Source organism: Escherichia sp. WS3227_2 (assembly GCF_046486495.1).
In the GTDB taxonomy this organism is placed as follows: domain Bacteria; phylum Pseudomonadota; class Gammaproteobacteria; order Enterobacterales; family Enterobacteriaceae; genus Escherichia; species Escherichia coli.
The window spans coordinates 15,179-40,717 of record NZ_JBJQLG010000007.1; the positions used below are offsets into that span (position 1 = coordinate 15,179).

24 protein-coding genes and 1 pseudogene are annotated in these 25,539 nt (G+C 52.9%); 13 read left to right on the plus strand and 12 right to left on the minus strand.

Going from position 1 to position 25,539, the window contains the following annotated elements; genetic code table 11:
• Nucleotides 1–252: 252 nt before the first annotated feature.
• Both crp and ACJHXB_RS11365 read left to right on the plus strand, forming a co-directional pair.
• Nucleotides 253–885: a cAMP-activated global transcriptional regulator CRP gene (gene crp / locus ACJHXB_RS11360; RefSeq protein ID WP_000242755.1), complete on the plus strand. Its 633-nt coding sequence runs from the start codon at nucleotides 253–255 to the stop codon at nucleotides 883–885.
• Nucleotides 886–935: 50 nt separating this feature from the next.
• A complete protein-coding gene (locus ACJHXB_RS11365; RefSeq protein WP_001295162.1) occupies nucleotides 936–3,026 on the plus strand; it encodes a YccS/YhfK family putative transporter in 2,091 nt (696 codons plus the stop codon).
• Between the two features lie 64 nt (nucleotides 3,027–3,090).
• On the opposite strand, the gene argD is transcribed toward ACJHXB_RS11365, so the two are convergent.
• From argD to ppiA, 5 genes are all read right to left on the minus strand, one after another.
• A complete protein-coding gene (argD, locus tag ACJHXB_RS11370; protein ID WP_000963781.1) occupies nucleotides 3,091–4,311 on the minus strand; it encodes a bifunctional acetylornithine/succinyldiaminopimelate transaminase in 1,221 nt (406 codons plus the stop codon).
• An 85-nt stretch (nucleotides 4,312–4,396) separates the two neighbouring features.
• On the minus strand, nucleotides 4,397–4,960 hold the full coding sequence (gene pabA / locus ACJHXB_RS11375) for an aminodeoxychorismate synthase component 2 (RefSeq protein WP_000601857.1): 564 nt from the start codon (nucleotides 4,958–4,960) through the stop codon (nucleotides 4,397–4,399).
• 31 nt (nucleotides 4,961–4,991) lie between these two features.
• The gene (locus ACJHXB_RS11380; protein ID WP_001280628.1) at nucleotides 4,992–5,594 is read right to left on the minus strand and encodes a putative adenosine monophosphate-protein transferase Fic; all 603 of its coding nucleotides are present in this window, start codon (nucleotides 5,592–5,594) and stop codon (nucleotides 4,992–4,994) included.
• Complete coding sequence (locus tag ACJHXB_RS11385) at nucleotides 5,584–5,751, minus strand: YhfG family protein (protein WP_000736860.1); 168 nt, start codon at nucleotides 5,749–5,751, stop codon at nucleotides 5,584–5,586. Before ACJHXB_RS11385 ends, ACJHXB_RS11380 begins: the two co-directional genes overlap by 11 nt.
• A 104-nt stretch (nucleotides 5,752–5,855) precedes the next feature.
• Nucleotides 5,856–6,428, minus strand: a complete 573-nt coding sequence (ppiA, locus tag ACJHXB_RS11390) for a peptidylprolyl isomerase A (RefSeq protein ID WP_000477225.1) — start codon at nucleotides 6,426–6,428, stop codon at nucleotides 5,856–5,858.
• Nucleotides 6,429–6,698: 270 nt separating this feature from the next.
• Between ppiA and tsgA the strand changes: the two are divergent.
• From tsgA to frlR, 11 genes and pseudogenes are all read left to right on the plus strand, one after another.
• Nucleotides 6,699–7,887 (plus strand): annotated as a pseudogene (gene tsgA, locus ACJHXB_RS11395) (MFS transporter TsgA).
• 261 nt (nucleotides 7,888–8,148) lie between these two features.
• Entirely contained in the window at nucleotides 8,149–10,692 is a 2,544-nt protein-coding gene (gene nirB / locus ACJHXB_RS11400; protein ID WP_000049213.1) for an NADPH-nitrite reductase large subunit, read from the plus strand.
• Nucleotides 10,689–11,015, plus strand: coding sequence for a nitrite reductase small subunit NirD (gene nirD, locus ACJHXB_RS11405; RefSeq protein ID WP_000084764.1), 327 nt, complete (start codon nucleotides 10,689–10,691; stop codon nucleotides 11,013–11,015). The genes nirB and nirD overlap by 4 nt, the downstream gene beginning before the upstream one ends.
• A gap of 125 nt (nucleotides 11,016–11,140) precedes the next feature.
• Nucleotides 11,141–11,947, plus strand: a complete 807-nt coding sequence (nirC, locus tag ACJHXB_RS11410; protein ID WP_000493550.1) for a nitrite transporter NirC — start codon at nucleotides 11,141–11,143, stop codon at nucleotides 11,945–11,947.
• Between the two features lie 18 nt (nucleotides 11,948–11,965).
• On the plus strand, nucleotides 11,966–13,339 hold the full coding sequence (gene cysG / locus ACJHXB_RS11415) for a siroheme synthase CysG (RefSeq protein WP_000349865.1): 1,374 nt from the start codon (nucleotides 11,966–11,968) through the stop codon (nucleotides 13,337–13,339).
• A 253-nt stretch (nucleotides 13,340–13,592) separates the two neighbouring features.
• Nucleotides 13,593–13,760, plus strand: coding sequence for a YhfL family protein (locus tag ACJHXB_RS11420; protein ID WP_001031834.1), 168 nt, complete (start codon nucleotides 13,593–13,595; stop codon nucleotides 13,758–13,760).
• Between the two features lie 294 nt (nucleotides 13,761–14,054).
• The gene (frlA, locus tag ACJHXB_RS11425) at nucleotides 14,055–15,392 is read left to right on the plus strand and encodes a fructoselysine/psicoselysine transporter (protein WP_000535505.1); all 1,338 of its coding nucleotides are present in this window, start codon (nucleotides 14,055–14,057) and stop codon (nucleotides 15,390–15,392) included.
• A gap of 20 nt (nucleotides 15,393–15,412) precedes the next feature.
• A complete protein-coding gene (gene frlB / locus ACJHXB_RS11430; RefSeq protein ID WP_001306312.1) occupies nucleotides 15,413–16,435 on the plus strand; it encodes a fructoselysine 6-phosphate deglycase in 1,023 nt (340 codons plus the stop codon).
• A 49-nt stretch (nucleotides 16,436–16,484) separates the two neighbouring features.
• The gene (gene frlC, locus ACJHXB_RS11435) at nucleotides 16,485–17,315 is read left to right on the plus strand and encodes a fructoselysine 3-epimerase (protein ID WP_000847814.1); all 831 of its coding nucleotides are present in this window, start codon (nucleotides 16,485–16,487) and stop codon (nucleotides 17,313–17,315) included.
• Nucleotides 17,312–18,097, plus strand: coding sequence for a fructoselysine 6-kinase (gene frlD / locus ACJHXB_RS11440; protein WP_000853335.1), 786 nt, complete (start codon nucleotides 17,312–17,314; stop codon nucleotides 18,095–18,097). The genes frlC and frlD overlap by 4 nt, the downstream gene beginning before the upstream one ends.
• A 99-nt stretch (nucleotides 18,098–18,196) precedes the next feature.
• Nucleotides 18,197–18,928 carry a DNA-binding transcriptional regulator FrlR gene (gene frlR / locus ACJHXB_RS11445; protein WP_001276847.1) on the plus strand — a complete coding sequence of 244 codons (732 nt, stop codon included), beginning with the start codon at nucleotides 18,197–18,199 and terminating at the stop codon, nucleotides 18,926–18,928.
• A gap of 107 nt (nucleotides 18,929–19,035) precedes the next feature.
• Here frlR and ACJHXB_RS11450 read toward each other — a convergent pair whose 3' ends face one another.
• From ACJHXB_RS11450 to ACJHXB_RS11480, 7 genes are all read right to left on the minus strand, one after another.
• Nucleotides 19,036–20,121 (minus strand): aminotransferase class I/II-fold pyridoxal phosphate-dependent enzyme, encoded by a 1,086-nt coding sequence (locus ACJHXB_RS11450; protein WP_000847153.1) that lies wholly within the window; start codon nucleotides 20,119–20,121, stop codon nucleotides 19,036–19,038.
• 11 nt (nucleotides 20,122–20,132) lie between these two features.
• Nucleotides 20,133–21,437: a YhfT family protein gene (locus ACJHXB_RS11455; RefSeq protein ID WP_000366877.1), complete on the minus strand. Its 1,305-nt coding sequence runs from the start codon at nucleotides 21,435–21,437 to the stop codon at nucleotides 20,133–20,135.
• Nucleotides 21,438–21,448: 11 nt separating this feature from the next.
• Complete coding sequence (locus tag ACJHXB_RS11460; RefSeq protein ID WP_000719728.1) at nucleotides 21,449–21,802, minus strand: DUF2620 domain-containing protein; 354 nt, start codon at nucleotides 21,800–21,802, stop codon at nucleotides 21,449–21,451.
• A gap of 10 nt (nucleotides 21,803–21,812) precedes the next feature.
• The gene (locus ACJHXB_RS11465) at nucleotides 21,813–22,691 is read right to left on the minus strand and encodes a phosphotriesterase-related protein (protein WP_000020841.1); all 879 of its coding nucleotides are present in this window, start codon (nucleotides 22,689–22,691) and stop codon (nucleotides 21,813–21,815) included.
• Entirely contained in the window at nucleotides 22,688–23,914 is a 1,227-nt protein-coding gene (locus ACJHXB_RS11470) for a phosphopentomutase (RefSeq protein WP_000090642.1), read from the minus strand. Before ACJHXB_RS11470 ends, ACJHXB_RS11465 begins: the two co-directional genes overlap by 4 nt.
• Complete coding sequence (locus tag ACJHXB_RS11475; RefSeq protein ID WP_000497310.1) at nucleotides 23,914–25,077, minus strand: YhfX family PLP-dependent enzyme; 1,164 nt, start codon at nucleotides 25,075–25,077, stop codon at nucleotides 23,914–23,916. The genes ACJHXB_RS11470 and ACJHXB_RS11475 overlap by 1 nt, the downstream gene beginning before the upstream one ends.
• 83 nt (nucleotides 25,078–25,160) lie before the next feature.
• The gene (locus ACJHXB_RS11480; protein ID WP_001469389.1) at nucleotides 25,161–25,523 is read right to left on the minus strand and encodes a hypothetical protein; all 363 of its coding nucleotides are present in this window, start codon (nucleotides 25,521–25,523) and stop codon (nucleotides 25,161–25,163) included.
• Between the last annotated feature and the right edge of the window lie 16 nt (nucleotides 25,524–25,539).

A 25,539-nucleotide genomic window follows, 5' to 3' on the forward strand; every position in this document is an offset into this window, starting at 1 on the left:
ATCGCGCAACAGAAGGCGACCTGAGTCAAGCTGAAGCGAGACACCAGGAGACACACGGCGAAAGCTATGCTAAAACAGTCAAGATGCTACAGTAATACATTGATGTACTGCATGTGTGTAACGGACTTCACATAACAGATGCAGTACGTATTTGACAGCCTCTTCCCAGATAGCGGGAAGCACATTTCGGCAATCCAGAGACAGCGGCGTTTTCTGGCTCTGGAGAAAGCTTATAACAGAGGATAACCGCGCATGGTGCTTGGCAAACCGCAAACAGACCCGACTCTCGAATGGTTCTTGTCTCATTGCCACATTCATAAGTACCCATCCAAGAGCACGCTTATTCACCAGGGTGAAAAAGCGGAAACGCTGTACTACATCGTTAAAGGCTCTGTGGCAGTGCTGATCAAAGACGAAGAGGGTAAAGAAATGATCCTCTCCTATCTGAATCAGGGTGATTTTATTGGCGAACTGGGCCTGTTTGAAGAGGGCCAGGAACGTAGCGCATGGGTACGTGCGAAAACCGCCTGTGAAGTGGCTGAAATTTCGTACAAAAAATTTCGCCAATTGATTCAGGTAAACCCGGACATTCTGATGCGTCTGTCTGCACAGATGGCGCGTCGCCTGCAAGTCACTTCAGAGAAAGTGGGCAACCTGGCGTTCCTCGACGTGACGGGCCGCATTGCACAGACTCTGCTGAACCTGGCAAAACAACCGGATGCTATGACTCACCCGGACGGTATGCAAATCAAAATTACCCGTCAGGAAATCGGTCAGATTGTCGGCTGTTCTCGTGAAACCGTGGGACGCATTCTGAAGATGCTGGAAGATCAGAACCTGATCTCCGCACACGGTAAAACCATCGTCGTTTACGGCACTCGTTAATCCCGTCGGAGTGGCGCGTTACTGAGTAGCGCGCCATTTTGTTTCCCCAGATGTGGCGCAGGCTGATTTATCACCCCGATATCAACTATGCACTTCGACAAACGCTGGTGCTATGTTTGCCCGTGGCCGTTGGGTTAATGCTTGGCGAATTACGATTCGGTCTGCTCTTCTCCCTCGTTCCTGCCTGTTGCAATATTGCGGGCCTTGATACGCCTCATAAACGTTTTTTCAAACGCTTAATCATTGGTGCGTCGCTGTTTGCCACCTGTAGCTTGCTGACACAGCTGTTACTGGCAAAAGATGTTCCCCTGCCCTTTTTGCTGACCGGATTAACGCTGGTACTTGGCGTCACTGCTGAGCTGGGGCCATTGCACGCAAAATTGCTTCCCGCATCGCTGCTCGCCGCCATTTTTACCCTCAGTCTGGCGGGATACATGCCGGTCTGGGAACCGTTGCTCATCTATGCGTTGGGCACTCTCTGGTACGGATTGTTTAACTGGTTTTGGTTCTGGATCTGGCGCGAACAACCGCTGCGCGAGTCACTAAGTCTGCTGTACCGTGAACTGGCAGATTATTGTGAAGCCAAATACAGCCTGCTTACCCAGCACACCGACCCTGAAAAAGCGCTGCCGCCGCTGCTGGTGCGCCAGCAAAAAGCGGTCGATTTAATTACCCAGTGCTATCAGCAAATGCATATGCTTTCCGCGCAAAATAATACCGATTACAAGCGGATGCTGCGTATTTTCCAGGAGGCGCTGGATTTGCAGGAACATATTTCGGTCAGTTTGCATCAGCCGGAAGAGGTGCAAAAGCTGGTCGAGCGTAGCCATGCGGAGGAAGTTATTCGCTGGAATGCGCAAACCGTCGCCGCTCGCCTGCGCGTGCTGGCTGATGACATTCTTTACCATCGCCTGCCGACGCGTTTTACGATGGAAAAGCAAATTGGCGCACTGGAAAAAATCGCCCGCCAGCATCCGGATAATCCGGTTGGGCAATTCTGCTATTGGCATTTCAGCCGCATCGCCCGCGTGCTGCGCACCCAAAAACCGCTCTATGCCCGTGACTTACTGGCCGATAAACAGCGGCGAATGCCGTTACTTCCGGCGCTGAAAAGTTATCTGTCACTAAAGTCTCCGGCGCTACGCAATGCCGGACGACTCAGTGTGATGTTAAGCGTTGCCAGCCTGATGGGCACCGCGCTGCATCTGCCGAAGTCGTACTGGATCCTGATGACGGTATTGCTGGTGACGCAAAATGGCTATGGCGCAACCCGTCTGAGGATTGTGAATCGCTCCGTGGGAACCGTGGTCGGGTTAATCATTGCGGGCGTTGCCCTGCACTTTAAAATTCCCGAAGGTTACACCCTGACCTTGATGCTGATTACCACCCTCGCCAGCTACCTGATATTGCGCAAAAACTACGGCTGGGCGACGGTCGGCTTTACCATTACCGCAGTGTATACCCTGCAACTATTGTGGTTGAACGGCGAGCAATACATCCTTCCGCGTCTTATCGATACTATTATTGGTTGTTTAATTGCTTTCGGTGGTACCGTCTGGCTGTGGCCGCAGTGGCAGAGCGGGTTATTGCGTAAGAACGCCCATGACGCTTTAGAAGCCTATCAGGAAGCGATTCGTTTGATTCTGAGCGAGGATCCGCAACCTACGCCACTGGCCTGGCAGCGAATGCGGGTGAATCAGGCGCATAACACTCTGTATAACTCATTGAATCAGGCGATGCAGGAACCGGCATTCAACAGCCATTATCTGGCAGATATGAAACTGTGGGTAACGCACAGTCAGTTTATTGTTGAGCATATCAATGCCATGACCACGCTGGCACGGGAACACCGGGCATTGCCACCTGAACTGGCGCAAGAATATTTGCAGTCTTGTGAAATCGCCATTCAGCGTTGTCAGCAGCGGCTGGAGTATGACGAACCGGGTAGTTCCGGCGATGCCAATATCATGGATGCGCCGGAGATGCAGCCGCACGAAGGCGCGGCAGGTACGCTGGAGCAGCATTTACAGCGGGTTATTGGTCATCTGAACACCATGCACACCATTTCGTCGATGGCATGGCGTCAGCGACCGCATCACGGGATTTGGCTGAGTCGCAAGTTGCGGGATTCGAAGGCGTAATACAGGCTACCTTCGGATACAGCGTTCACGCCGCATCCGACATCTTTTGCCTGATGCGTCTTATTTACGCCCCAACCACCTTCGCCACCGCGTGGGCGAAACGTTGCATCCCTTCATCGATATCCGCATCTTCCACCACCAGCGACGGCGCAAAACGCATCACATCCGGTCCGGCGTTCAGCACCATTACGCCTTCCTCTGCACCCGCATACAGGAAATCACGCGCCCGACCTTTGTACTGTGGTTTCAGCTCCGCACCAATCAACAGCCCCATACCGCGAATATCGCTAAACACATCGTACTGCTGATCGATCTTCTGCAAATGGCCAACAAAACGCTGGCGTTTCGCCTGAATGCCTTCCAGCACTTCAGGGGTATTGATGATATCAAACGCCGCCCCCGCTACTGCACAGGCCAGAGGATTACCGCCGTAGGTGGAACCGTGAGAACCAGGATGAAATGCAGAAGCTATTTCTGCCGTGGTCAGCATGGCGCTAACCGGGAAGCCGCCGCCTAGCGCTTTCGCAGAGGTCAGAATATCCGGCGTCACGCCGTAGTGCATGTAAGCAAACAGATCGCCGATCCGCCCCATCCCGCACTGCACTTCATCAAACACCAATAATGCCTGATGTTGATCGCACAGCTCGCGCAAGCCCTGCAAAAACTCTGGCGTCGCTGCCGTCACGCCGCCCTCACCCTGGATCGGCTCAACCACCACCGCACAGGTGTGATCATCCATCACCGCTTTCACTGCGTGGAGATCGTTAAAGGGAACGTGGATGATGTCTGCCGGTTTTGGCCCAAAGCCATCGGAATATTTTGGTTGCCCGCCCACCGAGACGGTAAACAGCGAGCGACCATGAAAAGCGTTATGGAAGGCGATAATTTTGGTTTTGAACGGGCTATGACGCACACAGGCGTAATGGCGTGCCAGTTTAAAGGCTGTTTCGTTAGCTTCCGTGCCGGAGTTCATAAACACCACGCGTTCGGCAAACGTTGCCTCAATCAGTTTACGACCAAGACGCAGCGCCGGTTCATTGGTGAAAACGTTACTGATATGCCACAGAGTTTCGCCCTGGGTTTTTAACGCGTTCACCAGCGCAGGATGGCAATGGCCCAACGCCGTAACTGCAATGCCACCCGCAAAATCGACATACTCCTTGCCTTGCTGATCCCAGATTCGGCTCCCCTGACCTTTTACCGGAATAAACTCTGCCGGAGCATAAATCGGCAGGATCACTTCATCGAAAGTCGCGCGTGTAATTGCTGTTTGTTCAATTGCCATCTCATGATCACCCTGTTACGCATAAACCAATGTGAAATTATAATCACAAAATATGCATAAAAAATCACTGAATGGCAATCAGAAATCAGCGATGCAGGAAATTAGCCAGCAGTTGATGTCCTTGTTCGCTGAGAATACTTTCCGGGTGGAACTGCACACCTTCCAGATCCCACTGGCGATGGCGAATCCCCATAATCTCGCGGGTTTCGCTCCAGGCCGTCACTTCAAAGCACGCTGGTAATGAGTCAGGTTCCACCACCAGCGAATGGTAGCGTGTCACGGTAAGTGGATTTGCCAGCCCCCGAAATACGCCCTCACCGCTATGTGTAATCGGCGAGGTTTTGCCGTGCATGACCTTTGCGGCGCGCACAACTTTGCCGCCAAATGCCTGTGCCATTGCCTGATGACCGAGGCAGACACCAAGAATCGGCAAGCGTCCGGCATAGTGGCGAATAACGTCAAGGGAGATCCCGGCTTCATCTGGCGTACAGGGGCCGGGTGAGATGACAATTTTTTGTGGTTTAAGGGCGTCGATATCCGCCAACGTCAACGCATCGTTGCGCTTAACCAGCACATCCGCCCCCAGTTCACAAAAGTACTGGTAGAGGTTCCAGGTAAAAGAATCGTAGTTATCAATAAGCAGGATCATGGCGGCTCCGGTACGAAAGAACCGCGCTATTTTACTCAGATTCCCCGGCTTCGCTTACCACTTTGCTAAATATCATCTGCAGCGCGGTGAGATCCCCCATTGCCCCACTCTGATTTGCCTGATTCCAGGCCTCTTTTTCGATACCCTGCCAGCTCAGTTGGTAGCCCGCATGAATCGCCAGTTGCTCGAAGAAGATCCGCTGTGCCAGACCACTTCCCACCCGAAAGGGATGCAGCACGTTGATTTCACAATAGTAATGTGCCAGCCGCTCGACGAACTTCCCTTTCTCCAGGCCAACCAGATAACCTTCTTCCTCCAGATCCTGCATCAGGGCATTGCCCTCTTTTTCGATATAGGCAAAGTGGCAGAACGGCGTATCGCCCTGATAAATATCAACTTCACGCAGTTGCCCCGCCCAGTCGAAAATATCCTGATACAGCTGGCGATGGATAGTGCGCAAATGCGGTAAACCGCGCACCAGCGGACCAAGCTCAATGGTCGCAGCACGCAGCGCCGTCATTTCGTAAGCGGCCTGTTCCAGCCGCTGCTGCTGGTGGATGTTCAGCCGGTTACGCATGATATCAAGGCCAGGATAAAGATACGGATCGCGCCCTTCGCCGAATTTATCGCTCATAGTGCCTCCTCAGCTCTTCAAGGCGCGCTAAAGCCTCTGCGGCAGTAAGAGTGACTAAAGGCATCTCGACGCCTTCAAGACGGCGACTGGCCTGGAAATTACGATTACGCTGAAGCTCCCAGAGACGGGACTTTTGCTTATCGGTGAGTTTCTTCACTTGATGCCTCCCTGAACGTGTCCATTTGCCACAAGTATAAGCGGCAAATCCGGGTTACGCCGGGAGAGCAGAAGCGCGGGCAAGATTGCCCGCGCGAGAAATCATTACGGCAGGACTTTAGCGGAGAGGATAACTACCGGTTTTGACGGCACATTCTGGTACGGACCAACGTCATGAGTCGGCACCTGGGAAATCTTATCGGCAACGTCCATGCCTTTCACCACTTTACCAAATACCGCGTAACCGAAATCACGCTGACCATGGTCAAGGAAGGCGTTATCGGCAACGTTGATAAAGAACTGGCTGGTGGCGCTGTCTTTGTCAGCGGTACGCGCCATCGCGATGGTGCCACGCGTGTTGCGCAGGCCGTTATCGGCTTCATTTTTGATTGGCGGGTTTGGTTTTTTCTGCTGCATCTGCTCGGTGAAACCGCCGCCCTGAATCATAAAGCCAGGAATGACGCGGTGAAAGGTAGTGTTGTTATAAAAACCGCTGTTCACATAATCGACAAAGTTTTGCACAGATACTGGCGCTTTTTGTTTATCCAGCTCCAGTTCGATGTTACCAGCTGAGGTTGTCAACAATACGTGCGGGTCCCCTTTCGCTGCCATTGCTGCGGGAGAAAGAGCAGAAAGAGCGAAAACAGCAGCCATCGCCGCCAGGGTCGATTTGAACATGAGATTTCCTTAACAAACAGAGCAGAAAAAAAGCAAGTGAAGAGATTCTAAATAGCCTTCAAGAACAAGGCCATCCCTTTACCTAATTTTACGTATCTGAAATATATGTAACCTGACGATCACTTTTTATTCTGTGATCAAAATCACCTCTTAAAATGCAATTTAGCAACCGATTGCAATAAAACATTTAATCAGATCACAAAATCACCTAAAATCGCCCGCTCGCGGCATAGCCCGCTATGCCATTTTATTTTTGAACGCAGGCCAATCATGACTAACAGCAATCGCATCAAGCTCACATGGATTAGCTTTCTCTCCTACGCACTGACCGGTGCGTTGGTTATTGTCACCGGGATGGTGATGGGAAATATCGCCGATTATTTCAATCTGCCTGTTTCCAGTATGAGTAACACCTTCACCTTCCTCAACGCCGGCATTTTAATCTCTATCTTCCTCAACGCCTGGCTGATGGAAATCGTCCCGTTGAAAACGCAGTTACGTTTTGGCTTTCTCCTGATGGTGCTGGCGGTTGCCGGTTTGATGTTCAGCCACAGCCTGGCGCTGTTCTCGGCGGCGATGTTCATTCTCGGGGTGGTCAGCGGCATCACCATGTCGATTGGTACATTCCTGATAACACAAATGTATGAAGGGCGTCAGCGCGGTTCCCGCCTGTTATTTACCGACTCCTTCTTCAGTATGGCCGGGATGATTTTCCCAATGATCGCCGCGTTTCTACTGGCGCGCAGCATTGAGTGGTACTGGGTTTATGCCTGCATCGGGCTGGTGTATGTCGCTATTTTTATTCTGACCTTCGGTTGTGAGTTCCCGGCACTGGGCAAACATGCACCAAAAACGGATGCTCCGGTAGTGAAAGAAAAATGGGGGATCGGCGTGCTGTTTCTCTCTGTTGCGGCGCTGTGCTACATCCTCGGTCAGTTAGGTTTTATCTCCTGGGTGCCGGAGTATGCCAAAGGCCTGGGCATGAGCCTGAACGACGCTGGCACGCTGGTGAGTAACTTCTGGATGTCATATATGGTCGGCATGTGGGCGTTCAGCTTTATTCTTCGCTTCTTTGATTTGCAACGTATCCTGACCGTACTGGCGGGTCTGGCTGCGATTCTGATGTACGTCTTTAACACCGGAACACCGGCACATATGGCGTGGTCAATTCTCGCCCTGGGCTTCTTCTCCAGCGCGATCTATACCACCATCATCACCCTGGGTTCACAGCAGACCAAAGTACCGTCACCAAAACTGGTTAACTTTGTCCTGACCTGCGGGACCATCGGTACTATGTTGACCTTTGTGGTTACCGGCCCGATTGTTGAACATAGCGGTCCGCAGGCGGCACTGCTTACAGCAAACGGTCTGTACGCTGTCGTCTTTGTGATGTGCTTCCTGTTAGGTTTCGTCAGCCGTCAGCCGTCACCGTCAGCATAACACCCTGACCTCTCATTAATTGCTCATGCCGGGCGGCGCTATCGTCGTCCGGCCTTTTCCTCTCTTACCCTGCTACGTACATCTATTTCTATAAACCCGTTCATTTTGTCTGTTTTTTGCACAAACATGAAATGTCAGACAATTCCGTGACTTAAGAAAATTTATACAAATCAGCAATATACCCCTTAAGGAGTATATAAAGGTGAATTTGATTTACATCAATAAGCGGGGTTGCTGAATCGTTAAGGTAGGCGGTAATAGAAAAGAAATCGAGGCAAAAATGAGCAAAGTCAGACTCGCAATTATCGGTAACGGTATGGTCGGCCATCGCTTTATCGAAGATCTTCTTGATAAATCTGATGCGGCCAACTTTGATATTACCGTTTTCTGTGAAGAACCGCGCATCGCTTATGACCGCGTACACCTCTCGTCTTACTTCTCTCACCACACCGCCGAAGAGCTGTCGCTGGTGCGCGAAGGCTTCTACGAGAAACACGGCATCAAAGTTCTGGTCGGCGAACGCGCTATCACCATCAACCGTCAGGAGAAGGTGATTCACTCCAGCGCCGGGCGCACCGTTTTTTATGACAAGCTGATCATGGCGACCGGTTCCTACCCGTGGATCCCGCCAATCAAAGGTTCTGATACCCAGGACTGCTTTGTCTATCGCACCATTGAAGACCTCAACGCCATTGAATCCTGCGCCCGTCGCAGCAAACGCGGTGCCGTTGTTGGCGGCGGCCTGTTAGGTCTGGAAGCCGCTGGCGCGCTGAAAAACTTAGGTATTGAAACCCACGTTATCGAATTTGCCCCTATGCTGATGGCGGAACAGCTTGATCAGATGGGCGGCGAGCAGCTGCGTCGCAAAATCGAAAGTATGGGCGTGCGCGTTCACACCAGCAAAAACACCCTTGAGATTGTGCAGGAAGGTGTTGAAGCGCGTAAAACCATGCGTTTTGCCGACGGCAGCGAACTGGAAGTCGACTTTATCGTCTTCTCTACCGGTATCCGTCCGCGCGATAAGCTGGCAACCCAGTGTGGTCTGGACGTTGCTCCGCGTGGGGGTATCGTCATAAATGATTCCTGCCAGACTTCCGATCCGGATATCTACGCCATCGGTGAATGCGCAAGCTGGAACAACCGTGTATTTGGTCTGGTAGCACCTGGCTACAAAATGGCGCAGGTCGCCGTTGACCATATTCTTGGTAGCGAAAACGCCTTTGAAGGTGCTGACCTTAGCGCCAAGTTGAAACTGCTGGGCGTAGACGTAGGCGGTATTGGTGATGCGCACGGTCGCACGCCTGGCGCACGTAGCTACGTTTACCTCGACGAAAGCAAAGAGATCTACAAACGCCTGATTGTCAGCGAAGACAACAAAACCCTGCTCGGTGCGGTACTGGTGGGCGATACCAGCGACTACGGTAACCTGCTGCAACTGGTGCTGAACGCGATCGAGCTGCCGGAAAACCCGGATTCTCTGATTCTGCCGGCGCACTCTGGTAGCGGTAAGCCGTCTATCGGTGTTGATAAACTGCCGGACAGCGCGCAAATCTGCTCCTGCTTCGACGTCACCAAAGGCGATCTGATTGCTGCCATCAACAAAGGCTGCCACACCGTTGCGGCGCTGAAAGCTGAAACCAAAGCGGGTACTGGCTGCGGTGGCTGTATCCCGCTGGTCACTCAGGTACTGAACGCAGAACTGGCGAAACAGGGCATCGAAGTTAACAACAACCTGTGCGAACACTTTGCTTATTCGCGTCAGGAACTGTTCCATTTAATCCGCGTTGAAGGCATTAAAACCTTCGAAGAACTGCTGGCGAAACACGGCAAAGGCTACGGTTGTGAAGTTTGTAAACCGACCGTAGGTTCGCTGCTGGCCTCCTGCTGGAACGAATACATTCTGAAGCCGGAACATACTCCGCTGCAGGATTCAAACGACAACTTCCTCGCTAACATCCAGAAAGACGGCACCTACTCGGTGATCCCGCGTTCTCCGGGCGGTGAAATCACCCCGGAAGGGCTGATGGCAGTAGGTCGTATCGCGCGTGAATTTAATCTCTACACCAAAATCACCGGCTCCCAGCGCCTGGCGATGTTTGGCGCACAGAAAGACGATCTGCCGGAGATCTGGCGTCAGCTGATTGAAGCCGGCTTCGAAACCGGTCATGCCTATGCGAAAGCACTGCGTATGGCGAAAACCTGCGTGGGTAGCACCTGGTGCCGCTACGGTGTTGGCGACAGCGTCGGCCTCGGCGTGGAACTGGAAAACCGCTACAAAGGCATCCGTACGCCGCACAAAATGAAGTTCGGTGTCTCCGGCTGTACCCGTGAATGTTCAGAAGCTCAGGGTAAAGACGTGGGTATTATCGCCACTGAAAAAGGCTGGAACCTGTATGTTTGCGGTAACGGCGGCATGAAACCGCGTCATGCGGATCTGCTGGCAGCGGATATCGATCGCGAAACGCTGATCAAATATCTCGACCGCTTCATGATGTTCTACATCCGTACCGCCGACAAACTGACGCGTACCGCGCCGTGGTTAGAAAACCTTGAAGGCGGCATCGATTACCTGAAAGCGGTGATCATTGACGACAAACTGGGGCTGAACGCACATCTGGAAGAAGAGATGGCGCGCCTGCGTGAAGCGGTAGTATGTGAGTGGACTGAAACGGTCAATACGCCGTCTGCGCAGACTCGCTTCAAACACTTCATCAACAGCGACAAGCGTGACCCGAACGTGCAGATGGTGCCAGAGCGCGAACAGCACCGTCCGGCAACGCCGTATGAACGTATCCCGGTAACTCTGGTGGAGGACAACGCATGAGCCAGTGGAAAGACATCTGCAAAATCGATGACATCCTGCCTGAAACCGGCGTCTGCGCGCTGTTAGGTGACGAGCAGGTAGCAATTTTCCGCCCGTATCACAGCGACCAGGTGTTTGCGATCAGCAACATCGACCCGTTCTTCGAGTCCAGCGTGCTGTCACGCGGGCTGATTGCGGAACATCAGGGCGAGCTGTGGGTCGCCAGCCCGCTGAAAAAACAACGTTTTCGCTTAAGCGACGGCTTGTGCATGGAAGACGAACAGTTTTCCGTCAAGCACTACGAAGCACGTGTGAAAGACGGCGTGGTACAGCTGCGCGGTTAATATTTTAACGGGAGGCGCAATGCCTCCCCTTTTTGCATGGTCCTGTAATAACCTTCGGTATATTGCAGGACATTTTTTAAACTTTTTGTTTTATTTTTTGTTTTTATTTTTTAAAGGATAATCAAATGTTTACAGACACTATTAATAAGTGTGCGGCTAACGCTGCGCGCATTGCACGCCTGTCGGCAAATAACCCGCTCGGCTTCTGGGTCAGCTCCGCAATGGCGGGCGCGTATGTGGGTCTTGGGATCATCCTGATTTTCACGCTCGGTAATTTGCTCGATCCGTCCATACGTCCGCTGGTGATGGGCGCGACCTTTGGTATCGCCTTAACGCTGGTGATTATCGCCGGTTCTGAACTGTTCACCGGACACACCATGTTCCTCACCTTTGGGGTGAAAGCGGGCACTATCAGCCACGGGCAAATGTGGGCAATCCTGCCGCAAACCTGGCTGGGTAACCTGGTCGGTTCCGTCTTCGTTGCCATGCTCTATAGCTGGGGCGGCGGTAGCCTGCTGCCGGTAGATACCAGCATCGTTCACTCCGTCGCGCTGGCAAAAACCACTGCACCGGCAATGGTACTGTTCTTCAAAGGTGCATTGTGTAACTGGCTGGTTTGCCTGGCAATCTGGATGGCGCTGCGCACTGAAGGGGCGGCGAAATTTATCGCTATCTGGTGGTGTCTGCTGGCATTTATCGCGTCCGGCTACGAGCACTCCATCGCTAACATGACGCTGTTCGCCCTCTCCTGGTTTGGCAACCACAGCGAAGCCTACACGCTGGCGGGTATTGGTCATAACCTGCTGTGGGTGACGCTGGGTAATACTTTATCAGGTGCCGTATTCATGGGATTGGGTTATTGGTATGCTACGCCGAAAGCGAATCGTCCGGTTGCGGACAAATTTAATCAAACTGAAACAGCTGCCGGTTAATTACTAAGGGGTTTTTACGTGGATCATTTGCCTATATTTTGCCAATTACGCGATCGCGACTGTCTGATTGTCGGCGGTGGTGATGTCGCGGAACGCAAAGCAAGGTTGCTGTTAGACGCAGGCGCTCGCTTAACGGTGAATGCATTAGCGTTTATTCCACAGTTCACCGCATGGGCAGATGCAGGCATGTTAACCCTCGTCGAAGGGCCATTTGATGAAAGCCTTCTCGACACCTGCTGGCTGGCGATTGCTGCGACGGATGATGACGCGCTTAACCAGCGCGTCAGTGAAGCCGCTGAAGCTCGTCGCATCTTCTGTAACGTGGTCGATGCGCCGAAAGCCGCCAGCTTTATTATGCCGTCAATTATTGACCGCTCACCGCTAATGGTAGCGGTCTCCTCTGGCGGCACCTCACCGGTTCTGGCGCGCCTGTTGCGCGAAAAACTCGAATCACTGCTGCCGCTGCATCTGGGTCAGGTGGCGAAATATGCCGGGCAGTTACGTAGTCGGGTAAAACAGCAGTTCGCTACAATGGGTGAACGTCGCCGTTTCTGGGAAAAACTGTTCGTTAATGACCGTCTGGCGCAGTCGCTGGCAAACAACGATCAGAAAGCCATTACCGAAACGACCGAACAGTTAATCAATGAACCGCTCGATCATCGCGGTGAAGTGGTACTGGTTGGTGCAGGTCCAGGCGATGCAGGACTACTGACGCTGAAAGGTCTGCAACAAATTCAGCAGGCAGATGTGGTGGTCTACGACCGTCTGGTTTCTGACGATATTATGAATCTGGTACGCCGCGATGCGGATCGCGTTTTCGTCGGCAAACGCGCGGGATACCACTGCGTACCGCAAGAAGAGATTAACCAGATCCTGCTGCGGGAAGCGCAAAAAGGCAAACGCGTGGTGCGGCTGAAAGGCGGCGATCCGTTTATTTTTGGTCGTGGTGGCGAAGAGCTGGAAACACTGTGCAATGCAGGCATTCCGTTCTCGGTGGTTCCGGGTATTACCGCAGCTTCTGGCTGCTCTGCCTATTCGGGTATTCCGCTCACGCATCGCGATTATGCCCAGAGCGTACGCTTAATTACCGGACACTTAAAAACCGGTGGCGAACTGGACTGGGAAAACCTGGCGGCAGAAAAACAGACGCTGGTGTTCTATATGGGGTTGAATCAGGCCGCGACTATTCAGCAAAAGCTGATTGAACACGGTATGCCTGGCGAAATGCCGGTGGCAATTGTCGAAAACGGAACGGCAGTCACGCAGCGCGTGATTGACGGTACACTCTCGCAGCTGGGCGAACTGGCGCAGCAAATGAACAGCCCATCATTAATTATTATTGGTCGGGTCGTTGGCCTGCGCGATAAATTGAACTGGTTCTCCAACCATTAATTTAACCAGGGCCAGAGAATTCTGGCCTTTTTGTTTACAAGTCTCTTTATATATTCAGCAGATAAAAATATAACTCATTAACAAACATCATTTGTTTTTGACTCGTTATATTCAACGTTACAGCGACTTACAAAATTAAGTCATTCACTCACTGACGCCGATTAAATATTCCTATATCGTTCTTAATGAGCAGTCTGCTTATATTCATATAATCAATGAATATTAATCAATATATAATACATAGGGAATGTAAATGAACAAATTTATTAAAGTTGCACTGGTAGGTGCAGTACTGGCTACGTTAACTGCATGTACTGGTCATATTGAAAACCGTGATAAGAACTGCTCTTACGACTACCTGCTGCACCCGGCAATTTCTATTTCTAAAATCATTGGCGGTTGCGGTCCTACTGCACAGTAAGTCTCTGACAGAAATCGGCTAACGCCGGTTTAATTGCCCGACGCCCTCTGGATTTTCCGAGGGCGTATTTGTTTCTACGTCCTTCTTGCTCCCACCCGTAAAAATATTTTCACTTTAATTTCAATTGGATAACTACACCCATTAGCCACAGCGCGATCCTGTGCGAAATTTTGTGATCTTCCTCCACATTACATAACATCATATGTTGTTATATTCATCATGCATTGTCATGTTACCTTTTAAATGACTGCAAACTCTCCCCTACAACGTGTTGGACAAGAAAAAGGTATCGCTATGGGAAGCCAGGAACTCCAACGCAAGCTCGGATTTTGGGCCGTTCTTGCAATCGCCGTCGGGACAACCGTCGGCTCCGGTATTTTTGTATCTGTGGGTGAAGTGGCAAAAGCGGCGGGCACGCCGTGGCTGACGGTGCTCGCGTTTGTCATCGGCGGATTAATTGTGATCCCGCAAATGTGCGTCTATGCGGAGCTATCAACCGCTTATCCGGAAAATGGCGCAGATTATGTTTATCTGAAAAATGCCGGAAGCCGACCGCTGGCTTTCCTCTCCGGCTGGGCCAGCTTCTGGGCCAACGATGCGCCTTCGCTGTCAATTATGGCGCTGGCGATTGTCAGCAATCTTGGCTTTTTAACGCCTATCGATCCTCTGCTCGGTAAATTTATCGCCGCCGGATTAATTATCGCCTTTATGCTGCTGCACCTGCGCTCCGTCGAAGGCGGCGCAGCGTTTCAGACGCTGATCACCATCGCCAAAATTATCCCGTTCACTATCGTCATTGGCCTTGGGATCTTCTGGTTTAAAGCGGAGAATTTTGCCGCGCCTACCACCACTGCGATTGGCGCAACGGGCAGCTTTATGGCGCTGCTGGCGGGGATCTCTGCCACCAGTTGGTCGTATACCGGCATGGCCTCCATCTGTTATATGACCGGCGAAATCAAAAACCCCGGCAAAACCATGCCGCGAGCGCTGATTGGTTCCTGTCTGCTGGTTCTGGTGCTCTACACCCTGCTGGCGCTGGTAATTTCCGGCCTGATGCCCTTCGACAAACTCGCCAACTCTGAAACGCCGATTTCCGACGCCCTGACCTGGATCCCCGCACTCGGCAGCACCGCCGGGATCTTCGTGGCTATCACGGCGATGATCGTCATTCTTGGCTCACTTTCCAGCTGCGTGATGTACCAGCCGCGGCTGGAATATGCGATGGCAAAAGACAATCTGTTCTTCAAATGCTTCGGCCATGTGCACCCGAAATACAACACGCCGGATGTCTCCATCATCCTGCAAGGGGCGCTGGGGATCTTCTTCATCTTCGTTTCCGATCTCACCAGCCTGCTGGGTTATTTCACCCTGGTGATGTGTTTCAAAAATACCCTCACCTTCGGCTCCATCATCTGGTGTCGTAAACGCGACGATTACAAACCGCTGTGGCGGACTCCGGCTTTCGGGCTGATGACCACCCTCGCCATTGCATCAAGCCTCATTCTGGTCGCCTCGACCTTTGTCTGGGCACCGATTCCCGGCCTTATCTGCGCCGTCATCGTTATTGCCACTGGTCTGCCTGCTTACGCCTTCTGGGCGAAGCGTAGCCGCCAGCTCAACGCTTTGTCGTAATGTTATCTGGAGAAAATAAAATGTTGGATATTGATAAAAGCACCGTGGACTTTCTGGTCACCGAAAATATGGTTCAGGAAGTGGAAAAAGTTCTCAGCCATGACGTTCCGCTGGTGCATGCCATCGTGGAAGAGATGGTGAAGCGCGACATTGATCGTATTTATTTCGTTGCCTGCGGATCGCCACTCAACGCGGCGCAAACGGCGAAACATCTGGCGGATCGCTTTTCCGATCTTCAGGTCTACGCCATTTCCGGCTGGGAGTTCTGCGATAACACCCCGTATCGCCTCGACGATCGTTGCGCAGTAATTGGCGTTTCTGACTACGGTAAAACAGAAGAGGTAATCAAAGCGCTGGAGCTGGGCCGGGCCTGCGGCGCGCTCACTGCGGCATTCACCAAACGCGCGGACAGCCCGATTACCTCGGCGGCGGAATTTAGCATTGATTATCAGGCCGACTGTATCTGGGAAATTCATCTGCTGCTCTGCTACAGCGTGGTGCTGGAGATGATCACCCGCCTCGCGCCGAACGCGGAAATCGGCAAGATCAAAAACGATCTCAAACAGCTGCCGAATGCGCTCGGCCATCTGGTACGCACCTGGGAAGAAAAAGGCCGCCAGCTTGGTGAACAGGCCAGCCAGTGGCCGATGATTTATACGGTTGCTGCAGGTCCGCTGCGCCCGCTGGGTTACAAAGAAGGCATTGTAACGCTAATGGAATTTACCTGGACGCACGGCTGCGTGATCGAAAGCGGAGAGTTCCGCCACGGCCCACTGGAAATTGTCGAGCCGGGCGTTCCGTTCCTGTTCCTGCTCGGCATTGACGAAAGTCGCCACACCACCGAACGCGCCATTAACTTTGTTAAACAGCGTACTGACAACGTAATCGTCATTGATTACGCCGAAATTTCGCAAGGGCTGCACCCGTGGCTGGCACCGTTCCTGATGTTTGTGCCGATGGAGTGGCTCTGCTACTACCTGTCTATTTACAAAGATCACAACCCGGATGAACGCCGCTATTACGGTGGTCTGGTGGAATATTAATCCCTCTCCCGGCCCGGCAACGGGCCGGATTTACGCAAGGAGTTACCCGATGAAAACAGGTATGTTTACCTGCGGCCACCAGCGGCTGCCTATTGAACACGCATTTCGTGATGCAAGCGAGCTGGGTTACGACGGCATCGAAATTTGGGGCGGTCGCCCGCACGCGTTCGCGCCGGACTTAAAAGCGGGCGGTATCAAACACATTAAGGCGCTGGCGCAGACGTATCAGATGCCGATTATCGGCTATACGCCAGAAACCAACGGCTATCCGTATAACATGATGCTGGGCGATGAACATATGCGTCGCGAAAGCCTGGACATGATCAAGCTGGCGATGGATATGGCAAAAGAGATGAACGCGGGTTATACGCTGATTTCCGCGGCCCACGCGGGTTATCTCACGCCGCCTAACGTTATCTGGGGGCGGCTGGCAGAGAACCTAAGCGAACTGTGTGAGTACGCGGAAAACATCGGCATGGATCTGATCCTCGAACCGTTAACGCCGTATGAATCGAACGTCGTGTGTAATGCCAATGATGTGCTCCATGCGCTGGCGCTGGTGCCTTCGCCGCGTCTGTTCAGCATGGTCGACATTTGTGCGCCGTATGTCCAGGCAGAGCCGGTGATGAGTTATTTCGACAAACTGGGCGATAAATTGCGTCATTTGCATATTGTCGACAGCGACGGGGCCAGCGACACACATTACATTCCCGGCGAAGGCAAAATGCCGCTGCGGGAGTTGATGCGCGATATTATCGACCGGGGTTATGAGGGGTACTGCACAGTGGAACTGGTAACGATGTATATGAACGAACCCAGACTCTACGCTCGCCAGGCGCTGGAACGCTTTCGCGCGCTGCTGCCGGAGGATGCGAGATGAAAACCCTGGCGACAATCGGCGATAACTGCGTCGATATCTACCCGCAACTGAATAAAGCGTTTTCTGGCGGTAATGCGGTGAACGTGGCGGTGTACTGCACTCGCTACGGCATAAAGCCGGGATGCATTACCTGGGTGGGAGATGATGACTACGGCACAAAGCTGAAGCAGGATCTTGCCCGCATGGACGTCGATATCAGCCATGTCCATACGAAACACGGCGTTACCGCACAAACTCAGGTGGAACTGCACGACAATGATCGCGTTTTTGGCGACTACACCGAAGGCGTGATGGCCGACTTTGCCCTGAGCGAAGAGGATTACGCCTGGCTGGCGCAGTATGACATTGTGCACGCGGCAATCTGGGGACATGCGGAGGACGCATTCCCGCACCTGCACGCAGCGGGCAAACTTACCGCTTTCGACTTCTCCGACAAGTGGGACAGCCCGCTCTGGCAGACACTGGTGCCGCATCTCGATTTTGCCTTTGCCTCCGCGTCGCAAGAAGACGAAGCTCTACGTCTGAAGATGAAGGCGATTGTTGCCCGTGGCGCGGGCGTGGTGATTGTCACGCTGGGTGAAAACGGCAGTATTGCCTGGGATGGCGCGCAGTTCTGGCGTCAGGCTCCTGAACCGGTGACGGTTATCGACACCATGGGTGCCGGAGATTCGTTCATTGCCGGATTCCTTTGCGGCTGGTCTGCGGGGATGACATTACCGCAGGCGATGGCGCAGGGAACGGCGTGCGCGGCACAAACTATTCAGTACCACGGTGCCTGGTAGGCATAACGTTGGCGTGAGCATCTTCACGCCAACCTGCTGTTACTTGCCGGAAAACGACCCTATAATCCGTGTAATTCATTCTTTATTTCAGGGTCGATTATGTCAGCTACGGACCGCTACTCTCATCAACTCCTCTACGCTACCGTCCGCCAGCGGTTGCTGGATGATATCGCGCAGGGGGTTTACCAGGCCGGGCAACAGATCCCTACCGAAAACGAGCTTTGTACGCAATATAACGTCAGCCGCATTACCATTCGCAAAGCCATCAGCGACTTAGTGGCAGACGGCGTACTGATCCGCTGGCAGGGCAAAGGCACCTTTGTACAAAGCCAGAAAGTTGAAAACGCCCTGCTTACTGTCAGTGGTTTTACCGATTTTGGCGTCTCACAAGGCAAGGCGACGAAAGAGAAAGTGATCGAACAGGAACGGGTCAGCGCCGCGCCGTTTTGCGAAAAGCTGAACATCCCCGGTAACAGCGAAGTGTTCCATCTTTGCCGGGTGATGTATCTCGATAAAGAGCCGCTGTTTATTGATAGTTCATGGATCCCGCTGTCGCGTTATCCTGACTTTGATGAGATTTACGTCGAAGGAAGCTCCACCTATCAGTTATTTCAGGAGCGTTTTGACACGCGAGTGGTCAGCGATAAAAAGACTATCGATATTTTTGCCGCCACCCGCCCGCAGGCAAAATGGCTGAAATGCGAACTGGGCGAACCGCTGTTTCGCATCAGCAAAATCGCCTTTGATCAGAATGACAAACCGGTGCACGTATCCGAACTCTTCTGCCGCGCCAACCGCATCACCTTAACGATTGATAATAAAAGACATTAACCGTAGGCCGGATAAGATGCGCCAGCATCGCATCCGGCGATGCTGGCGCGTTGAGGGGACCGTCCGGCGCTGAATTTAGCTTGATTGCCGAACGGGGCTATCCAGCATTAAACGCTGGCAATACTCTCACACAAAATCCGCAGCACCGTCTCTTCACCGCTGCGATTTGGGTTAATGCGAATCGCGCAATGTTCGAGTTGCGGATTCGCCTGGCGAAACGTTCCGGAAAGACGGTAAAAGAGCGGCGGGATCTCATATTTCGACTCTGCACCGACCGGGTAAGGCAAGGCACCGCGCTTTTGCGCCTCTTCCAGCACTCTGGCGGCAATCGGCTGATGAAACTCGACAATCAACACCTTCGACTGTGCATTGGCAATCACCGCGCTTTTCACTTCCGCCACTGCACCACCGTTAAGTAAAGCCAGCAACCGTTCAGATACCCCCGCCTGCACCGCGTGCATCACTGGCGCAAACACCAGACCACGCAATACTTCCAGCGCCTGTGAGCCCTGGATCTGGCTGCCGCCGGAGTAAAGCGTGGCGCGAATACGATTGATAACATCAGCATCGCCTACCACCGCGCCAACACCCTCTGGCCCAAATAGCTTGAAGCAGGAAAATGTCGAGACATTCGCCCCGCATTCGCAGCCGATTCGCGCTACCTTCATCACCGCATAGTTGTCATCGGTTAAGGCTGGAACACCTGCCGCGCGCAACGTTGCCAGCACATCTGCCAGTACATAGCTGTCCTGCGGCTGCTGGCGCGTATGCTGCACCAGCGCGGCATCTGGTTGTTGCTCGTCGACAACCTGCTTCAGTGCCGACAGGTCATTGAAATCAGCAGTAATAAGCGTCAGCCCCATCTGTTCAATGATGACGCGTGTCGTCGGATAAACGGGCGCGTCATGCACCAGAAGACGCTGCCCCGGTTTGAGCAAAGCCGCCAACGCCGCACGAATCGCGCCAGTACCCGCGCCCTGCACCAGCGCCGCCGCTGGCGCATGAAACGCATCAGCCAGCACCTGCTCCACACGCTGAGTAATGCGCGGTTGATTCAGTCCCGGCGTTAAGCCCAAATCACCGCTGGTAAGAAACTCCGCGCCGGGAAAGTGACGGCAAATGCTATCCACCAGCGTAAACTGCTTTTGCTGCGCCTCAATAATCGTCAGGCTTTGCAGAGGAAACGTCTTCATAGGTGCCTTCCTTAAGCCGGAACGAACAGGCCAAGCCAGTAAAGAACATTCAGCAGAATACCGGTGATCATTACGGCTACGACCGGTGCCGCCATTTTCTGTACCGGACGGCCCAGGGATTCGTTGAGGAAGTAAATGGCAACCGCGATAGAGAATCCGGTATAACCCGCCATTTTAATTGCTGCGAAAATCGAACCGACCAGCAACGCCACTTCCATCAGCATATTCATGGCGTTACGGATGTTATCCGACGCATTACGCACCGACGGGTAGCGCCCCAGCCATTTGCCGATCGAACGAAGCAGCAAGACTTCCGCCGAAATAACCACTGCACCTAATACCGCTGCAACCATCGGATTCGGCGAGAGATAGCCCACCGCATAAACAAAGGTAAAGCCCGCAACTGCATACACACCAGTGGCTAACGCGGTGGTGGCAATCAACGGTACAAAACCCAGCCCGCGCATAAATTCCGCCAGAGCTGCCTGGTTGATTAGTGTTTGTGATTGTTCCGGCGTTACGCCTGCGGAATATGCTTTCTCCAGTGTGAAGATCGACACTTCACTGCCAGCAAAGATCTTCATGCTGGCAACGGCGGCAATCAGCGCCCCGACAATAGCGATATACGGTAAGTTTTTGATAATCCGCGACGTGCGTTCTTCAAACACCGAAAGCCCGCTGGCATCAATATCATTTTCATCACGATGACGCAGGTCGTGAGTTATCGCGATCCCCAGCAGCATCACCATGCCAATAAAGATTTCGATGGATTCCGGATTGAGATGCGGGAAATAGCGCACGACCACCACACGGGTCATCAGAACAACCACGGCGGCGACCAGACTTTGCTTCCAGCCAAACTGGTAGAAAATCGCCACCAGCGGGAACAGTGCAAAAGCAGAAACCACCGGCGAGCTTAATTCCCCGAGGCTACCTAATACATCCACCGGCAGCGCGGTCAGCAGCTGGTTTACTGGCAACAGACAGGTGAGGATCAACACGCCCCAGATAGCGCCAAGACCAAACGCCATCAGGCTGTTTATCGCCAGTACGCCGAGGATATCGGTAGGAAGAAAGAGTAGCCATGCGTTGAGCAGCCCGGTTTTCAGGGTAAAAGAGATCCCCACCGAGGCCACAAAACCAATGCTCAGACCAAAAGCGATACTCCCCGCCTCGCGACGGTTCATATAACCTTCAATCAGTTGTGGCAGGATCGGGCGGATACCGTCATGAAAAACGGCCGCCGAGCGATGCGCCAAAAGCGATGTCATACCCGTCAGGCACGCCACCACGATAATCTGAATATACAGATCCATAGTCGTGCCTTTTATTTCAGATGGTTAATCAGCATCGGAATCGCGTGTTCGACATGCTCAACGGAAAGCCCAAACGCCACTTTCCCTTCGGCGATCATTTTGGCGATATGTTCGTCTTTCGCTTTAATGCCTGGTTTGGCAATGGTGCAACTTTTGTTATAGCCAATCACCGCGATGGCAATCGACAATGCCGCGCCCGCACCGGTATTACACGCGCCGATGTAGTAATCCAGTTGCCCGGATTTCACTTTCATTGCCGCTTCCATGTCGTTGTGAATGAAAACTTCAAAACAGCCAGGAGCCGTCGCTTCAATGGTTTTTTTAATCTGCTCACGCTGTAAGCCTGCAACACCAATCTTTTTCATGAGTCTGTCCTTATTGGAAAAATTGAGAGGGAGTTTCACGTAACATCACATCCACATCGGCCTGACTGAATCCTGACTGGCGCAATTGCGGAATAAAGGTGGTCAATAAATAGTCATAGCCATAACCACCGTTGGCTTTTAAATGGGAGCGGCGCGTAATATCCATCGACAGCATGACGCGGTTCAGCAAACCACGGTCACGTAGCGCGTGGAGCATCGCAATGCGCTTTTCGTCCGGGTAGTAACTGTTCTTGCCGATGGTGTCGAACTGCACATACGCGCCGAGATCGATCATCTTCAAAATGTTGTCGAGGTTGTCTTTCAGATCGCAGTGGCCAACGGTGACGCGCGAAAGATCAACTCCGTGGGCTTGCAGTAGCGCCAGTTGTTCCACCCCCATGGTGCTGAACGACGTATGCGTGGAGATCGGGCGTCCGGTCTGGTTATGTGCCAGCGCGGCGGCAATAAACACCTTCTCTTCCAGCGGCGTAATCTTCCCTTCGCTGGAGCCGATCTCCGCGATGATCCCGGCTTTCAGCTCCGTGCCATCGATACCCTGCTCAATTTCATCGACCATCTCCTGCGCCAGTTCCTGCACACTGCGGGTCGCCACATGTTGCGGGAAAAACGCGTCCTGGTAATAACCGGTGCAGGCCACCACGTTGATCCCGGTTTCGCGCATTACATCGAGCATAAATTGCGCATTGCGCCCCATGTAACGGTTGGTCATCTCAATCACATTACGCACGCCCTGGGCCATCAGGTCGTTCATCTCCTGGCAAATGAACGCATACTGATCAAGGCGGCAGTCCACGTTGTTTTTAAAGCCGGAGAGATCAATATGCAGATGCTCATGGGCGAGGGTGTAACCCGTCGGATCAATACTCATAGGGTGTCTCCTGCAAACCGGAGGGAGGAAAGAAAAGAGCGACCATTTTGTGGCGGTGGCGCACGGAAAAATTCACACACGGTAGCACCCACATCAGAAAGCGTGGTGCGCACACCGAGCTGCGTAGCGACCATCCCTTGCTGATAAACCAGCACTGGCACCACTTCGCGGGTATGGTGGCTGTGACCAATGGTCGGATCGTTACCGTGATCCGCCATCACGACCAGGCAATCATCTGGCTGCACCGCCTCAACAAGCCGGGCAAGGTTACGGTCAACGACCTGCAAACGTTCGGCATAACGTGCGACGTCTTCCGCGTGACCAGCGAGGTCGGTTTCCTGGATATTGGTGCAAATAAACGCCGTCGGATGCGTGTTAAATTCGTCGAGGGTGATATCCATAATCCGCTGGCTATCCACCAGGTTTTGCCAGCTCACGCCATAAGGATTACTGGCAATATCCGCCACTTTCCCCACCAGCACGGTTGGTACGCCCACTTCATACAGTTTTTGTGGCACCTGCACTTTTTCATCGACACCGTAGCCCATATGCACGACCTGGAAGCCGTTGTCATAAGCGCCTGAACGCGGCGCATTGATACCAATAAAGCGCCCTTCTTTGCTTTCTGCGGCATCGAGAATGCGTTGACTGTCGGGTAACAGGCCGCCAAATGTAATGACCCGACCGACCTGTACCTGCTCACGCACAATACGACCAATTTTGATTGCGTCGTCAAAAGAGATCACAGAGAGATTGGCAGTGATGTTATAGACCTGGCCTAAATCCGCCTCGAGATTATCGCCAATCGCAACCGCCTGATTGACCCACAGAAATTGCAGATCATCGCCACGGCGCTCCACCTGCCAGCCAGCGGAAACTAATGCCTGCTCAACACGGTCAATCACATCGCGAAAGGGCATCCGCAGCGGCGGTAACGGGCGCGTGCCTAAAATTTCCTGATGTCCCATAAAGGTATCGCCACCTTCATGTTGCAGCTCTGCCACCCCCCAGGTTGCGGACTCTGACGGTTGCATATCACCTGGTGCATAACCCAATGCGTTGATTAGCCCCATTTTCTCCAGCGTTGGTAGCTGCAAATGCGGCAGCTGGCTCAGGATGTGACCACAGGTATTCGCCCCGGCATCTTGCGGGCGCACCAGCGTGACATCTTTCATTGCCCCTACGCCAAAGCTATCAATCACTAACACCACAAATCGCGCCATTACGCCCCCAGAGAGTTTCCAAGACTGTCATAACGACCGACGATTTCTGGTTCGCCACGCTGAATACCGGACAGCAACACCACATCGCTACGGGTGACAAAAATCTGCGTGCGAAAACAGAGCACTACTGCACTGCTTACCGGAAACTCGCCTGCCAGCGGCAGGGTGTAGTCGATACTGCTGTCATCCACGGCTTTGAGATATGTTTCAGTAATGTTTTGATTCTCTGGCGTAAACACCAGCGCATGTTGCGCATGACCACGACGGTAGTAACCGCCGCCGTAGCAGTAGCTGTCGCCACGAAAATGATGGGAGATTTCACTTAACCAGAGCATCGCGATACGTTCAGGCTGGTCGCCCTGCTGGTTTGCCGGAATCGTCCCCGTCAGCGCATGACCGGGTTCGGCATGAGTCACACCGTATTCCGCCAGCAATGGCAGCGAAGTGCAGCTGGTCGCTGAAGGCGCGTTCAGTTGCTCAATCGCAATACCAGATTTCGCCAGTTGATCCCGTGCTTGTACCAGCGTGTGAAGATTCGGTGTCGGCAAAACTTTCCCGGCAGCCTCATCCCAAAGCAGGCAAGGGAAATGGGTTAATCCGGCTAAATGCAGCCCCGGCAGTTTCTTAATTTCAGCAACCACCTCGTGCAGCGAATGCTGTACAAAACCGCTCTCCTGCCCCGGATAAAGAAAATCATCGTCGCTATAAACTTTGAGCAGCACAGACTGGACCCGCCCCGCTTTCACCGCTGCCGCAGACACTTCCCGCGCTTTGGCAAGGGTAAACACGGTGATGACGTCGGTTCCCTGTGCAACGGCGTCAGCAACCTGATGACAAGGGATTTGTACCAGATGCCCCTGATGCGCCACCGGCAAACCGGCGCGGCGCATGACTCGCGCCTCTTTGTAATCCACCGCCACAATGCCGCTGTAGCCTAATGCCAGCAATTTTTCCGCCAGCCACGGATTACGACCAAACTGCTTGGTCATCAGATACAGTTCAATGCCGTAAAGCCGCGCCGTCTCAATCAGCCGCTTACCGTTTTCCAGTATCTGATCCACGTCGATCACCCAGCTGTCCGGGGCGATCTTGCCCTTTTGCCACAGGTTTAGTGCGGCGGAAATCAGCGCCGGGTTCTGGCGTTTCAATGCTTCTACAAACATCTTGTTGCCTCGTTTCTGTTCCTTGAATTAAATATTCATTTTTCTGAATATTTAGATTATGCGACGTGGATTTGTCGGGAGCTTCAAACCTCTTCGTTAGCAGCCATCCATAATCCATAAAGGTTGGCCAGCAAATAGCCTTCTTCACACGGGTTAACTTCCAGTGTAAATTCCTTCAACAACACCTGATGCAATTGCACAACGGCTTGCCAGTGGCTGGATTGCGCCAGTTCTGCCAGCAATTCGGCGTCCAGCGGCTCTATTTCTTCACCACGGCGACTGCGCATCAGTGCGCTCGCCATATGTGTCATCGCCATCATTCCTTGCTCGCTGCGCACCGGTAGATGACACTCTGTTTCCAGTACGTTGACGACCTGCATCATGCCTTTGCAGATGTCCTTATCAATAACGCCTGCATCGCAAAGCAGGTTGAGTCTGGTTTCCATTTCAGATGCCTTTCGT